General features: G+C 47.6%; 12 protein-coding genes and 1 tRNA gene. 9 read left to right on the top strand and 4 right to left on the bottom strand.

From position 1 onward, the window contains the following. Positions 1-107: 107 nt before the first annotated feature. The 4 genes from BIT28_RS05610 to BIT28_RS05625 all read right to left on the bottom strand — a co-directional run bounded on the left by BIT28_RS05610 (position 108) and on the right by BIT28_RS05625 (position 6083). Complete coding sequence (locus BIT28_RS05610) at positions 108-3020, bottom strand: ATP-binding protein (protein WP_245823654.1); 2913 nt, start codon at positions 3018-3020, stop codon at positions 108-110. A 265-nt stretch (positions 3021-3285) separates the two neighbouring features. Beyond that, positions 3286-4776, bottom strand: a complete 1491-nt coding sequence (locus tag BIT28_RS05615) for a lactate dehydrogenase (RefSeq protein WP_075762663.1) — start codon at positions 4774-4776, stop codon at positions 3286-3288. Between the two features lie 382 nt (positions 4777-5158). Then, on the bottom strand, positions 5159-5869 hold the full coding sequence (gene deoD, locus BIT28_RS05620) for a purine-nucleoside phosphorylase (RefSeq protein WP_075762664.1): 711 nt from the start codon (positions 5867-5869) through the stop codon (positions 5159-5161). 43 nt (positions 5870-5912) lie between these two features. Beyond that, on the bottom strand, positions 5913-6083 hold the full coding sequence (locus BIT28_RS05625) for a XapX domain-containing protein (RefSeq protein ID WP_064609750.1): 171 nt from the start codon (positions 6081-6083) through the stop codon (positions 5913-5915). Positions 6084-6659: 576 nt separating this feature from the next. On the opposite strand from BIT28_RS05625, the gene BIT28_RS05630 reads away from it, so the two are divergent. The 9 genes from BIT28_RS05630 to BIT28_RS29255 all read left to right on the top strand — a co-directional run bounded on the left by BIT28_RS05630 (position 6660) and on the right by BIT28_RS29255 (position 14292). Next, positions 6660-7175, top strand: a complete 516-nt coding sequence (locus tag BIT28_RS05630; protein WP_075762665.1) for an outer membrane beta-barrel protein — start codon at positions 6660-6662, stop codon at positions 7173-7175. 558 nt (positions 7176-7733) lie between these two features. Further along, a complete protein-coding gene (locus BIT28_RS05635) occupies positions 7734-8507 on the top strand; it encodes a hypothetical protein (protein WP_075762666.1) in 774 nt (257 codons plus the stop codon). A gap of 101 nt (positions 8508-8608) precedes the next feature. After that, complete coding sequence (locus BIT28_RS05640; protein WP_075762667.1) at positions 8609-8815, top strand: DUF3283 family protein; 207 nt, start codon at positions 8609-8611, stop codon at positions 8813-8815. A 375-nt stretch (positions 8816-9190) separates the two neighbouring features. Continuing rightward, complete coding sequence (locus BIT28_RS05645) at positions 9191-9922, top strand: response regulator (protein ID WP_075762668.1); 732 nt, start codon at positions 9191-9193, stop codon at positions 9920-9922. Between the two features lie 35 nt (positions 9923-9957). After that, complete coding sequence (locus BIT28_RS05650) at positions 9958-11400, top strand: ATP-binding protein (protein WP_075762669.1); 1443 nt, start codon at positions 9958-9960, stop codon at positions 11398-11400. Positions 11401-11434: 34 nt separating this feature from the next. Continuing rightward, positions 11435-12682 carry an ABC transporter substrate-binding protein gene (locus tag BIT28_RS05655; protein WP_075762670.1) on the top strand — a complete coding sequence of 416 codons (1248 nt, stop codon included), beginning with the start codon at positions 11435-11437 and terminating at the stop codon, positions 12680-12682. Between the two features lie 157 nt (positions 12683-12839). After that, positions 12840-13355, top strand: a complete 516-nt coding sequence (locus BIT28_RS05660) for a SixA phosphatase family protein (RefSeq protein WP_075762671.1) — start codon at positions 12840-12842, stop codon at positions 13353-13355. Between the two features lie 107 nt (positions 13356-13462). Continuing rightward, positions 13463-13553: transfer RNA gene (locus tag BIT28_RS05665), tRNA-Ser, on the top strand. A gap of 358 nt (positions 13554-13911) precedes the next feature. Continuing rightward, complete coding sequence (locus BIT28_RS29255; protein WP_139310443.1) at positions 13912-14292, top strand: hypothetical protein; 381 nt, start codon at positions 13912-13914, stop codon at positions 14290-14292. Positions 14293-14663 lie beyond the last annotated feature (371 nt).

Below are 14663 nucleotides of genomic sequence, written 5' to 3' on the forward strand. Positions count from 1 at the left end.
TCGCTAATTACAGGCTTGAATGCTTGGCTGGGAGTGATTGATAAGATGGAGAGGCTATGCTGAGCTGGGCAGGCTGGTGTCATTTTTACAAATGACACCATTTTTAATTAGATCGTTAGTTCGACTTGCTGGTGGATTTCTTCAATAAGCTTGTTTAACGAATCGTCAAGACTCGCCAGTTCCGCTTCGGTAGGCTGCTTGCCAACTTTCACTTTTTTCTCCACAGCCAATGCAGCCTCACGGACATAAACGGCACTGATGCTGCCTGATGCGCCCTTTAGAGAGTGGCTGAGCAATATGGCCGAATCGAAATCATCCTTGGCCAGTGCCTGCTTGAGTTTGACTATATCCTGACTGTGCTCTTCGGCAAACATCTGGAGGAACTGCAGGATGATGTCATGGTCTTGATCCATCATATCAAGCAGGGCGTTGATTTCGATTTGCTGGAAACTCTCGGCCAGCAACTGGCTTTCACTGCTGTCGTTGGTATGGCTCTCATTCTGAGTGATTTCTCTGAAAAGCTCGTCGCTCAGTACATTGCCACCGACGCAGCCGTCTGTCAGGCCCTCTTCTTCTTGCTCAATAGCATCAAGCACTTCTGTTGCCTCTGCCGTGTTTTCTTGTGATCTGGCAGCCTGTTGATCGGCCTCATATGCCGAGCGTAGCAATGCCATATGGGTGATCTTGCTTTTAAAGCGCTGGAGGGCGTCAAGCAGCTTTTGTTCATCGAGAGGTTTAGTGATCACGCAGTCGACGCCGGCAACAATCATGTTCTTCTGGGTTTCTTCAAACACATCAGCGGTACAGGCGAAGATAGGGATCTGGCTGACAGGCGACGATAAGGCTCGGATTTTAGTGGTTGCTTCAATGCCGTCCATAACCGGCATATGGTTATCCATCAATACGACATCAAAGAATTCACTCTCAAGGATAGCCAGGGCCTCGGCTCCATTTTCGGCAACATAGGTCTGGAACCCGCGTTGTTTGAGGAAGGAATCAATGATCAATACATTGAGGTTATTGTCCTCGACAATCAAGACCCTGAGATTGGCAAAGGCCCGGTGGTCGAACTCGATGCTTTCCTGTGCCGGCACCATATATTGCCCCTGGTGGATGCCTAGCGTGACCGTAAAGGTCGAACCTGCGCCGGGAATACTGTCGAGTTGAATCTGCCCGCTCATCAGTTCTGCCAGCTGTTTGACAATGCTCAGACCGAGGCCCGTGCCACCGAAGCGGCGACTGGTTGAAGCTTCTGCCTGGGCAAAAGGATCAAAGATGTATTGGATACGTTCGGGATCGATGCCAATTCCGGTATCACGGGCCACAATGGTAAGGATCTTCTCGCCGGGGTTTTCTCCATCCTCCAGTTTCAGTGTCACTTGTACCTTGCCGCGTTCCGTGAACTTGATGGCATTGCTGATCAGGTTAAACAGGATTTGGCGGATCCGCGCTTTATCGGCATAGAACCAGTCGTTGGGATTGAATTCGCACTGGATATCGAAGCCGATGCCTTTTTCTTTGGCAAGCGAGTAGTAGGTACTTTCTATGGTACCGACCAAATCAGTAAAACAGAAATTGGTGGGATCCAGCTTAAGCTGTCCTTGCTCGATCTTGGAAAAATCGAGAATGTCATTCAGCAGCGACATCATATGCTTGCCGGAGTCGAGCAGGGTACGGAGGTGGTGATCCTGCTCTTCGGTCAGCTTCGTCTTCAGCAGCAGCTGCGATAACCCCAGCATCCCGTTCATCGGGGTTCGGATTTCATGGGAAAGGTTGGCCAGAAAGGCTGATTTTGCCCGATCAGCGGCTTCCGCCTTGTGCAGTGCCCGGTTTAATCGTTCGGTATCGTAGGAGATTTTGTCTGCACCCTGGTTGAGTGCATCGTGCAATACCTGAAACTCATGCGGACCTTCAATGCGTTCGTTGCGGGCATAGTTGCCAAGCTTAAACTGAGCTGCAAAGCGTGACAGTTTGGCCAGCGGCATGGTGATTCGCTTGGTCAGGGCAATAGACAGGATGATCACAATACCCGCAGTCAAAAACAGGGCCAGCATGAAGTAGCGGTGCAGGTAGTCAACCGCCTGGGTTACTGTATTTTGCGGGGTTATCGATACCAGTGACCAAAGAGGCTTACCGTCATTTCCCTGAGTTCCGAGACGGGTTATGGTTGCAATCAACGGCTCATTGTACCGGTCGGTATAATGCATGATTTCACTGGTCGATGTGTGAGTGTTGCTATCATCCTGGTTATACACCTGCTTAAAGTTAGCAAACACTTGAAGCGGGTGGCCTTGGTTTATGCCCGATAGGATCACGTCGCCTTTTTGACCGATAAGGATGATGTAGTCAGTATCGCTGATGCGTTCGCCGAGGAAGGTCAGTTGGTTGTTGATTTCGCTTAGTTCGTATTTGACCACAAGTAGCTTTTGGTTGCCCGGTGCACCTGGCTCCGGCTGCTGGTGCGTAATCGTGGAAATGAAGTAGATAAACGGGGTCTTGTCCAGCCCCAGAGGAAGGGAAACATAGACATCATTGTCCTGTGAGGCAAGCATGTCAGTCACTTCACTGAGCCGGGTAATACCTGCCTGTTTGAGTTCCTGATTAAGGGCTTGAGTCGTTTGGAACGATGAGGATTCAATGAGTTCGAAGTGGTCCTGGTCGTTGCCATTCTGATTGTTTTCAAGCAGGTAAATTGCCGAGAAAGCGGTATCGACTGTCGTAATTTCAGAAAGGTAGTGGCTGAGAAAGCCTTCGTCAGATTGAATGGTGTCGGAGGCGAGATCAAACACTGGCGAATTAGCTAACGTTCTGATGCTCAGAATTCTTTTGGCGATGATATCGTCAATGTTTTGCGCGGCAAGCTCGGTTCTACTGCTCAAACCTTGAGAGATCTGGGAAAGCGCCACAGTCGAGAGCTTCTCGCTGCTAACCCAGCTATAAATAAACGCAGGGATAATGCCGACAAACAGCATGCTCGCAAGCAATATAGGCTTAATTCTATTTGGGACTATCCTTATCAAACTGCATCTACCCCGAGTTTTGGTTTTTATTAATTATTTGTAAATAAATCTTAGATAATTATCAAATACTACGCTTGATAGAGGGAAGGAAAGTTGATCTGTCCAGCAAAGCGTGGCTCATTTTAAACAGAAGAGGATGACATGGAGTTTAAGCATGACGGAAGCTGAGTATTTGCATTCTGGTCGGGCTTCCTCGCTGGTGTGGGAAACGTGTAGGGGGATGCAGAAACAGAGGCTGCCGTATTAGGCAGCCTTGATGTTGTTATTAGTTGAGTAACTGTTCCAACGTTAGTGGTGCGGAGGTCAACCCCATTTGCTGAGCGGGGGTTAAGCCAGAACGGTCCTGGTGACACAGGTTATGCCAGGCTCTGTAGATATCCAGCAGTGGTAACAGGCCAGCAGGACGAAGTTTCCTGCGAGGTTCGTCAACCAGCTGTGCGAACTGATCATGGAACCGTTTTTGGTATTTACTGATGGCATCGTGTGACGCCAGCTCCAACCATTTCTGCTCGTTGCCTTTCTCGCCGCCAAGATGACAAATTCCTTTGCCGATATCGTTGTGACGGGTAAAGGCCCAGCGATCTCGCCACCAACCCATAAGAACGATGTCTACTCGTCCTGCCTCTTGACCATGCTGCCAGCCTTGGTCGTTTTCGACATAAATCGGATGAATAGTCTTGTCTTTAATGCGCTCCATGAAAACCGAGATACAGGCAGAACGCAGTAGCGGTTCCTGAGGCATAAAAATAGACAGCGATTCGTTGTATTCCAGCATCTGGGACAAATGCAGGTAGTGTGCATATACCGTGTATTGCGGGCGGATCAGGCAGCCCTTGGTCGGATAGTTTATCAGCGGCATGCTGGTTAGCGGATCTTCAAGGTTAGGGCGCGAAAGTACTTCACGGTACTTGGTATCGACACGTGCCAGGATCCCCTGTGGCGCCGGTGGCAGTACTTCGACAAGCCTTGCTCCCGGCGCTGCCATCAAACGGGTGCCGTCTACATACGGGTCGTGCTGGTCGCTTGGGTTCTCAACATCATTTTGCTGATAATTTACGTGTTGTCCGACGACATAACCGGATGCCGCTTCACAACTGGCAATCCAGCTGACACCGTTACTGCTGTGGGGTTGCAGCGGTACCAGATCGGAGGCCAGTGACAGGTCTTGTGCATGTTTGAAGAGTCGAGCATCAAACATCGATAACTGGCGACGACAGCGGCTGGCAATATGCGATAGCTGATCGTAGAAAGATTTCGGATTCATGCCCAGACGACGACAGATATCCCGTACCGAATACCCGGTAAAAAGCAGGGCGAGCAGCTTTTGCTGCACCTGGTTTTTGCCATTGAAGCCAGACCAGCGGTCAACGAAGGTAGCCTGGCAGCATTTACAACGGTAACGCTGGCGGTCGCCACTGTAGCCAAAGGCATGATAAAGATGACGGTGGGTCAGCACGGGAAGACCGAGGTTTTCACACTCTGGATTGCTACAGGCGGGCAGGCCGCTGCTCTGCATCAGTTTCAGCCGGGAAACTTCTTCAACTACATCATGATTACTCAGGACCGGCGGAAAGGCGCCACACTCACGGCAAACTAAGGTAGGGCGGTTCGGGTTGGAGCGCTGAAGGACATAGTGGTTCTTGTCGTCAGAGCCAAAATTAATGCAACCTACTGTTTTGCAATGATTAAGCTGAAGTTTACCGCTAGCAGCTGGTAGTAAGGTGTCGTTGCTATCGGTGTGAAGTTTTTTCATCATATCAGCCTAACCTTATCCTTGTGCCTGAGCAATACGTGCGGTGAACAGCGTGACCGCACATAGAAGGGGGAGGGAAGGGTACTGAATAAAAGGGGTTAACCTTTTATTCAGTACTAAATTAGAAGCAATGAATTTACAGAGATACTATTTAGCACGCCTGAGGGATGCCATGTCGGCAATACTCAGTTTAAATTGTGTAAGACGCCACATTTTACAAAATTTGAGCCGCGGCTAAACAATACCCCTATAATTTCGTTAGCTCTAATTGTCCCTAGTTTTCACTAATACTAATATAATCAATTTCTTAATAACATTAGTATTAGCGCTAGCTAATGAAGAAAAGCGGCCAGTGCATCGGGGGCGCACCAGCCACTAGAATTATTTAGATGTTAATTGCTGTTTCTAGTGCAACATTCATCATCTGGTTGAACGACTTCTGACGGTCTTCAGAGCTTAGTTTTTCGCCACGCTTGATGTGGTCAGAAACAGTCAGGATTGTCAGAGCTTTCGCGCCAAGTTCAGCTGCAACACCGTAGATACCAGCGGCTTCCATATCCACACCTAGCATGCCTAGCTGTTCCATCTTGTCGAACAGGTCAGCTTCTGGGCTGTAGAACAGGTCTGCCGAGAATACGTTACCAACACGTACAGGAACGTTCTGCAGGCGAGCCTGGTTTACAGACGTTTCCAGCAGATGGAAGTCAGCAATTGCTGCGAAATCGTGGTTGTTGAAACGGATGCGGTTAACTTTAGAGTCAGTAGATGCACCCATACCGATGATTACGTCCATCAGTTTTACATCATCATGTACCGCGCCACAGCTACCGACACGGATGACGTTTTTAACACCAAAATCTTTGATCAGTTCGTGAACATAGATTGAGCATGAAGGAATGCCCATACCGTGGCCCATGACAGAAACTGGCTTACCCTTGTAGGTACCGGTGTAACCGAACATGTTGCGAACGTCGCAAACTAGCTTTACATCTTCCAGGAAGTTTTCTGCGATGAATTTTGCACGAAGCGGGTCACCTGGCATCAGGACTGTTTCTGCAAAATCACCAAGTTCAGCATTGATATGTGGGGTAGCCATAGCTCACTCCTAGGAATTCATTAATAAATTAAATACGGGGGACTTAAGAGAAAAAACGTTCAACAATAGTTTGGTATGCAATGCCACCAAGGTAAACACCGACGATACCCATAATGCCCGGCAGTACTGGTGGCGCAGGAAGCGGAAGTTTGATGGCAGAAAAAAATACGCCAACAATTAACCCTGCAAAAACCGCAAGCAGAATCTCGTTCATATGTTTACCCTCTGTGTGTTGCATAAGATTGTGACGGCTTGTGAGGCTGCTCTAAATGGCGCCCTTTTGTTGTTGCCGTTTGATAGAGCCAGTGTAGGGAACGTGCTCTTACATTCTCGCGATCTTGATCACAATTTGTTTCCCTATTATCTAAAAATAGCGCCTTGATTACCAATTCTGTTGAAATTGGGAGGGGAAGCGTTTGCTTTTGGGTGGTATATATTCAGAAGATTAATTCTTGGTTTGTCCTTATAACTTTTACTTATCAGGTGGTTATATATGGTTGTGGGTAAATAAATGCAAATATCAAGGCAATGAAACACGAATCTTCAATGTGTGATCTTGTAATGGATTTCATCCAGGACGAACCGGTCTCGGACCTAATTTGCAGCTTTTTTTATGGCTAGAGATTCATAAGGCTAGGAACAAAATGTGACGTTGAGGTGAGTCCGCACACGGAAATGAGCGAATGCGCCGGGTTTACGGTATGTTCTTGTGAAATTCTAAGTAATAATAAAGATTACAAATGATTGGGTTCTATTTAACTGCGCAAATTTTAGACGAGGGAATGTAACCATGAAGAAAACATTGCTAGCTGCCATGTTGGCGTTGACGGCTCTACCGGCAAGTGCTGATATCTTTGGCTTATCGGTCGGTGCGACTGCAGGAGCCGCTCAGTTAGATTTTCAAGGCAATAAAGAGTACGGGTATGAGTACGGCCTGAATGCCAGCTATGCATTGAATGACTTTTTTAGCATTAATGCAGGTGTTGTTCAGGGCAGCGGCGAGGTGGACTCCGATCTGTCGGCGTCCAAGAATGACATTGACTACACAGCCTTTCCGGTTACATTGCGAGGCGATCTACCTTTGTTGATTGGTAGCCTGTATGCCAAAGCGGGTACTAACTTTTATGATGTCGATGTTGCAAGAGATGGCGTAAAAGCCACTGATGACGGTTGGGCATTTACTGGCGGTGCGGGTTTCGTTCTTACGCTATTACCACTTGTAGATTTAAGCCTGGGTTACGAGTACCGCGATATGGGCGAAGTAACAAACAATGCCGTTGTCGTTGGTGTTGATATTAGCTTGTAGGTTCGGCTGTCCATAGTAAGTAATGAAAAAGCTGCGTTATGCAGCTTTTTTAATTGACTGATTTGTCTTATCACACCGTTGACTCCGAAGGATTGATGTTCCTTGAAAGTTGTTTATAGGTGTCATTGTATGTGTCGATGAATCTATCCTGGTTAAAGGCTAAAAAACCGTGTCCGACACCATGCTCCCATAGCAACTCCCTCTCGCTTTTAAATAAACCACTAATGAAATTTTCCGTCTGAATAAAAAAGATGGTGGCATCATTTATTTCTATGGGATGTTCAGTGTTGCGGCTTATTTCTTAATGACAGCCAAATAATGTAATTGAGAAGTATATTGATAACGTATGGCATCACTCGTGGTGTTTTTTTAGTTAACCAGTTTAATGCGCCGCAGGAATGCATTTATTGGTAAAGATTATAGAATGTAATTATCGCGAGCTTTATTTTTGGCTCTGGCAGGATAAATTGATAAAAAGACGAAACTGATCAAGGTCGATGTGCTTGTAATCCTTTACTATGAACTTAACAATTTGAGGTCATCAGTGGAGGGTAGAATATGTCAAACTATGAGCATTACCAGGCAACAGTTGCAAGGGTTAATGCTGCTATCCTTCGAAGGTTAACTCGTCCGTGGCAGGTTCAGTACCAGGGCGTTAATGACTCTGATGAGCAGCAATTATTATTAGTCGCACCGAGTGGCTCTATTTGCCAGCGATTATCCTTGCCAAAAGCCATGGCTGAATCATTTTGGTCCGATAATGAGCCTGTGAGCAACCAGGTAACCGAATATGTTGTGCGTGGTGCAGCACGTCTTGCACCGCTGCGTCAGACATCCTATCGAAACAACTTTCCTCACTGGCTCGAACACTGCCTGCAGCAGTTGCATTATCTGATGCTCTCCAAAGAGCACTTAATGCAGGTGATGGCAGATACCCATTATCCTTATCCCAGTAAAGTTAAGATTCAGGGGAGCTACTTACCATGTTGGGTGTGGTATGCCGATGACGGGCAACGTGCCGTGTCGGTGATAGACAAACGGACCGGACTGTTCAGTAAGCCCCGGATGGTAGAAGGCTATCAGCTGGTGGATAGCGAAAAGTGGTTTGGTGCCCAAGTGATAGATTCTGCCGAGGAATCAATTGAGACAGTGACCTATTATGTTGCAGAGCAGCTGAAAGGCCAGAAGGTGCCTGATGACAGTGAACCGACATTGACTGACGCTCTGCATAATCCTTGCTCGTCGACGTTAAGTCCGGTGCTGAGCGTAGCCTTGGTTACCGGGATACTGGTTGGCTTTTTCATTATCTTGAAGATGCACTTAGGTTTTTAGAACCTAGAACCTAGTAACTGGGTGTCCAGTTGATTTAGCCCATTGGTCTGAAGCTAAAAATCGGCTAATATCGGCGCTGTGTTTTACCGTGGTACTGGGCTATGCATAATCTAACGCTATTATCTGACGCTGAAAAAAATCGTATTGAACTCGACAAGCAAGCGGCCTACGCCGTATGGCAAGTTAAAAATGCCAAGAAGGGATATGAGGTCTTTGCCGAGCTGAGTAACAATATCGACGATGATGACGAACGAGACTTTTTCGAGCGTTCCGTCAGTAAATACAAGTCTCAGATGGGCGTGGCATAGTTTCACTCAATGTGTTCTTTGAGCCATTTGCTGAACAGGCGTATGATTTGAATGAAAAGCTGCCGATGGCAGCTTTTTTGATCTGGCTGTATTTTTTGCATGCGCTTTTTATTTCTTTTTGGCCTCAATATAGCGTAGCTGCTCAGTGATATTCGCGAAGTTCATGATTCTGAGGCATAATGCGCGCCTTTTTCTGTATGGTCTGGTATCTTAGGAAGAGACATAACCGGATGGGGTACTGATGTTCTCTGGCTTCGGCAACCTAGATATTCTGGATTAACTATTTGGTAACACACCGGTGCCCGTTAGCTCAGGCAGAGTGCTTGTACGCATTTATTGGCAAGTTGGGGCTGCCCGGTACAAAAGGAAGATGAAATGAGTGCGAGCAAGAAGGTCCTTGTTGTTGATGACGATCAGGAGATTCGCGAGCTATTGGATGAATACCTGACGAAAGCAGGGTTTACGGTAACAACGGCTGCCGAAGGCGAAGAAATGAAGCGTCGGTTGGCTTTGGGTTATCCCGATCTCATTTTATTGGATGTTATGATGCCCGGTGATGATGGCTTCACCTTGTGTCAGTACATTCGTAAAACGTCCGACGTACCTATTATTATGCTGACGGCTGTCTCAGACGAGATGGATCAGATCATCGGCCTCGAGCTAGGGGCGGACGATTATATCGCCAAGCCATTCAGCCCTCGTCAGCTGATGGCCCGTATTAAAGCCTTGATGCGCAGGGTGAAAACAACCGAGGAAGCCCAGCAGGCAGCTCCGGCTACACCTAAAGCGATTAGGTTTGCCAACTGGCGTTTGGAAACAGCTTCGCAACGTTTGTTTGATTTGGAAAAAGGTAAGGACTACGAGCTGTCCGGTAGTGACTTTGCATTGCTGATGCTCTTCCTTACCCGTCCAAATGAGGTGCTGGATCGCGATACTATCTCGTTTGCGACCCGAGGCCGTGAGGCGCACCCTTCGGAGCGTGGCATTGATGTTCAGCTGAGCCGTCTCCGTCAGCGTCTCGGTGACAAAGGCACACAGCAAAGGCTGATCAAAACCAGCCGAGGTAACGGTTATTCATTCAATGCCGAAGTAACCTACGAAGAATAATTTTGCCCGGATGTGACCGAATAAGGCATTGAGACATGAATTGGAAAAAGTGGTGGCCGAAGTCTCTTCTGGCGCGCACCTTGTGGTTTACCCTTTTGGCGGTATTTCTGGCCCAGCTGATCGCAACCATTATTTGGTACGGGCAGTCAAAGCAGCGGGACTTGGAAGGACTTGAGTCGGCATCGGCCAGTATGGCCAACATGTTTGCATCGACGGTCACTTTCTTTCAGTCACTGCCTCTCGAATACCGTCATATCGTCTTGGATCAGCTTCGGAACATGGGCGGTACCCGTTTCTTTGTTTCGTTTAACGAAGAAGAAATTCTGATTGATCCCATTCCCTCCTCGCAGATGAAAAATACCGCGGTCAGGGTATTTGAAGAAGTGCTAAGCGAGAAACTGCCTCGGTTGGATGTGATTCGGGTTGAGTTCTCCCGCCCGGAAACTCTGCATGTACTGAAAAATGATATTTTGCTGACCGATCTTCCTCGCTCATGGGCGCATTACACCTTGAGCCTGGAGCCGTTCAATCCGCCAATTTTGGTTGTACAACTGGAGCTTGCAACCAATGAATGGCTTTATATTGCCGCCTTGCTACCATCGCCGTATGTGACGTTGGAAGATGAGATCATTACCAAACAGCAGGTGATCTTCCTTATCTTTATCACCACGCTGCTGTTGGTGTTCACATATTTTATGATCCGTCGGCAAACCAAGCCGCTCAAGCGTCTGGCAAATGCGGCCAACGCACTCAGCCTGGATATCTATCAGCCTCCGTTGGTGGAAGAAGGAGCCAGCGAACTGGTGACAGCCACGCAGGCCTTTAATCGCATGCAGCTTCGCTTGCGCCGTTATATCGACGACAGGGAACACCTGTTTTCGGCGATCTCCCATGATTTGAAAACGCCGATCACCCGATTACGATTACGCGCCGAGCTGATTGATGATGAGGCGAAGATTGAGAAATTCAACCGCGACCTCGACGAGCTGGAAATGATGGTCAAGGGGGCGCTGCAAACCGTTAAGGATACTGACCTTCACGAGAACCTGACCCAGGTCGATCTGTCAGAAATGCTGCGCAGCATCGCTGAGCGGCATAACACCAAACAGATAAAGGTGCATATTCCCAATACCAAGATTGCCCCGATGACCGGTAAGCCGTTGGCACTGAAGCGCTGCCTGAGCAACCTTATCGACAATGGCGTCAAATATGGTCATGAAGTCAGTGTCATCGTGTCGGATGAGTCTGACGCGTTGGTGCTGATCATCAAAGATAAGGGGGAAGGTATCCCTGAAGAAATGCTTGAGGCCGTTTTTGAACCTTATTTCCGTATTGCCAAGGATGACGAAGGCCATGGTTTAGGTATGGGGATTGCCCGAAATATTATTCACGCCCACGGCGGTGATATGACTATTCATAATGCCAAAGAAGGCGGGCTGGAAGTGAAAGTCTATATTCCCCGTCTGCTGAAAGAATAGCGTCACTGGCCGTTATTGTAGTAAGAGCGAGATGATGAAACTAAAACAGACACTGTCAGCAATTACCCTGTCCTTGATGGCTGCCGCGTCCTATGCTGGTGAAGTCGAGGTACTCCACTGGTGGACATCGGGCGGTGAGGCCAAATCCGTGTCGGTCCTGAAAGGGCTGATGGAAGAGCAAGGCAACAGTTGGAAAGATTTTGCGATTGCCGGTGGTGGCGGTGAAAGTGCCATGACCGTGCTGAAAACTCGCGCGGTATCGGGTAATCCGCCGTCGGCAGCTCAGATTAAGGGACATGATATTCAGGAATGGGGCCGGTTGGGGTTTCTTACTGATTTGAGCGATGTTGCCAGAGAAGAAAACTGGGACAGTGTATTGCCGGAAGTGGTGACCAAAGTCATGAAATACGATGGTGACTATGTGGCCGTGCCGGTAAACGTTCACCGTGTAAATTGGCTGTGGGTTAACCCTGACGTACTGAAAAAATCCGGAGCTGAGGTACCGACAACTCTGAATGAGTTTTTCAAAGTGGCTGATAAGGTGAAAGCGGCGGGCTTCATTCCTCTGGCACACGGTGGTCAGCCATGGCAGGACATTACATTGTTTGAAGCGGTAGCCCTTGCCGTTCTGGGTGCTGAAGATTACCAGAAAGCTTTTGTCAATTTGGACATGGATGTGTTGTCAGGCGAGGGGATGACGGAAGTTTTCATCCAGTTCAGGAAAATGCGTGACTATATCGATCCTAAATATCGGGGTAGGAGCTGGAACTCGGCCACATCGATGGTGATTAACGGCGAGGCGGCCATGCAGATCATGGGAGACTGGGCCAAAGGTGAATTTGCGGCTGCTGGTAAAACGCCGGGCAAAGATTACCTTTGTGTTTCTGCTCCGGGTACCCAAGGTCAGTTCACCTACAACATTGACAGTTTTGCTTTTTTTAAGCTGAGTGAGGAAGCTGATCGCAAGGCACAAAAAGACTTGGCGCGAACCATACTTGATAAAGACTTCCAGGAAATATTTAATTTGAACAAAGGCTCGATTCCGGTTCGTCTGGACATGGATATGAGCCGTTTCGATAAGTGCGCACTGGATTCGATGGCAACGTTTAAGTCGACATCCACTAATGGCGGGCTGGTACCGAGTGTCTCGCAAGGCCTCGCAACAACGAGTTACGTTCAGGCTGCCATATTCGATGTGGTGACCAATTTCTTCAATGCCAAGGATCCTAACCCTGAAAAGACGGCCAGAAAACTGGCACGTGCAGTCAAAGCTGCGATGTAAGATTTTCCGGCCTTGGAAACCAAGGCCAACCTTCCTCTCATATCTATTTCATCAGGTTTGTCTCTTTCCCTTTACCACGTTTTAAAAAGGGATCTATATACTTATACCAAACGCAATGAGTATCGACGTATGCGCTAAGCTGGAGGGTATATTGAGAATGAAGCTACTATTTCTAGTTCGCCATGCAAAGTCTTCCTGGGACGATCCTACACTCGATGATCATGAGCGACCATTGAATGAGAGAGGGTTGAAGAATGCGCCGGAGATGGTGTATCGCCTTAATGCCTGGCAAACTGGTCCTCAGCTTATTCTCTCCAGTTCGGCATTAAGAGCCGCTCAGACAGCGTATTTTTTCTCCAAGGGGCTTTCCAGCGAACCTAGGCTGGAAACACGCTCTGAACTGTATACCGAATCAGCTTTCGATTTGCTGGATGTTATCAAAGACAGCTCGACTCAGGTCGACCGCCTGATGGTGGTATGCCATAACCCGGCGATCAATGATTTGGTAAACATGCTGGGCTTGCACATCGATAATATGCCAACCTGCGGTGTAGCGGTGTTTGCTTTTGAAGTTGACTGTTGGCAGGCTGTAGTCAGTGAACAGTCCGAGGCTATCTATTTCGATTACCCAAAGCGAAAAAAGAAGGTGTTTGTGATGCGGGACGATGAGTAAACCGCCCGTAGGTTGCTACTCTGCTGCAAACTTCACCAATTGATAGATGAAGGCCTTAATGCTGCTTTACAAGCTTAAATGTCCTCTGTATTATTCGCCGCACTTACGGAGAGATGGCTGAGTGGTTGAAAGCACCGGTCTTGAAAACCGGCATACGTTTGTAGCGTATCTAGGGTTCAAATCCCTATCTCTCCGCCACTCATCTTATGAAAAAGCCTTTGTTTACAAAGGCTTTTTTCGTATCTTAAGTATGGAAATGTCGCGCTAGGATAAATAGGTGGGACATATCTACTTACTCAAAGAATCCAGTGGGGTTTACTATTTTCGCATCGCGTTGCCTAGGGGGTTTGTCCGCTTAGGATACCCTAGGCAGGTAAAAATCAGCTGTTGACGAAAAAATGATGTGAGGCTATTGCCCGAAATCTGGTGCTGGCTGCTCACGTCTCACGTCAAACCGCTGGTTGATTGGGAGCCTGTCGAACAATATCTCTCTTTCAGAGTGAAGCTGAATGAAGTCGTTATTTCGCTTCGGTAACAGTATCCTGATGAGGGTGTAGTGCTGTCAGTCCCCATTCCGATTCCCGACACCAGTCCGTGCGTCACCTCGGCAGAGACACCCCTCTCGCTTGAATATGTCTTGCAGGACTTTATTTCAGTCAAGTCGGCAGAAGTCCACAGGCCACTCACTGTGAAACAGCTCTGGCAACGCATTGGGCATTTTGTTGCCCAGTGTTCCAGCAAACTGTCAATTTGTTTCATGTCAAAGGAAGGCAAGCGTATGAGAATGCTTAATACACTGGTCCTCTGTGACTTGATAGAGGCAATGGAAGAGGCAGAGTCCAGTAATGAGTATGACTTTGGTCGCTTTGTGTTTGACTGTGTGTCAATGGCTTATATCCGTCTCTTATGCATATATTCGCCAAACAGAACAACCTAAGCTTAACGTTGCGAAAAGCCCCAGCAGTAACCTCGATTTTATTATCCTGCTTTCATTTCCGATTTAGATGTTCATACTATTTCACAAGATAGATACGCCACTTCAGTTTATTGATGAAAATTAAAATAAACTGAAGTGGCGTAAATGTATCTAGGCTTGGCCAATTTCTACCTTTTAGCCTTTTGTTTCTCATATACCCTACTAGATATATACCCAAGTGACTTCAATATGTGGTTTCTACATTGAGTAATAACGAAACTCAGCTTATTCCGGGCTAAGTACTATCTTGATTGCGTATTCCGGCGATTGTGATCTAGGATTCCGTTTTTTTTCGATCACCTTTTTACCCTCTTTTTCTCTACCCTTATTTT

Source organism: Photobacterium proteolyticum (assembly GCF_001939735.1).
Taxonomy (GTDB): Bacteria; Pseudomonadota; Gammaproteobacteria; order Enterobacterales; family Vibrionaceae; genus Photobacterium; species Photobacterium proteolyticum.

Bases quoted from the DNA above. Each gene is read 5' to 3' on its own strand.
- BIT28_RS05615 (WP_075762663.1), bottom strand. From the start codon at position 4,776: ATGATGAAAAAACTTCACACCGATAGCAACGACACCTTACTACCAGCT.
- deoD (WP_075762664.1), bottom strand. From the start codon at position 5,869: ATGGCTACCCCACATATCAATGCTGAACTTGGTGATTTTGCAGAAACA.
- BIT28_RS05625 (WP_064609750.1), bottom strand. From the start codon at position 6,083: ATGAACGAGATTCTGCTTGCGGTTTTTGCAGGGTTAATTGTTGGCGTA.
- BIT28_RS05630 (WP_075762665.1), top strand. From the start codon at position 6,660: ATGAAGAAAACATTGCTAGCTGCCATGTTGGCGTTGACGGCTCTACCG.
- BIT28_RS05635 (WP_075762666.1), top strand. From the start codon at position 7,734: ATGTCAAACTATGAGCATTACCAGGCAACAGTTGCAAGGGTTAATGCT.
- BIT28_RS05640 (WP_075762667.1), top strand. From the start codon at position 8,609: ATGCATAATCTAACGCTATTATCTGACGCTGAAAAAAATCGTATTGAA.
- BIT28_RS05645 (WP_075762668.1), top strand. From the start codon at position 9,191: ATGAGTGCGAGCAAGAAGGTCCTTGTTGTTGATGACGATCAGGAGATT.
- BIT28_RS05650 (WP_075762669.1), top strand. From the start codon at position 9,958: ATGAATTGGAAAAAGTGGTGGCCGAAGTCTCTTCTGGCGCGCACCTTG.
- BIT28_RS05655 (WP_075762670.1), top strand. From the start codon at position 11,435: ATGAAACTAAAACAGACACTGTCAGCAATTACCCTGTCCTTGATGGCT.
- BIT28_RS05660 (WP_075762671.1), top strand. From the start codon at position 12,840: ATGAAGCTACTATTTCTAGTTCGCCATGCAAAGTCTTCCTGGGACGAT.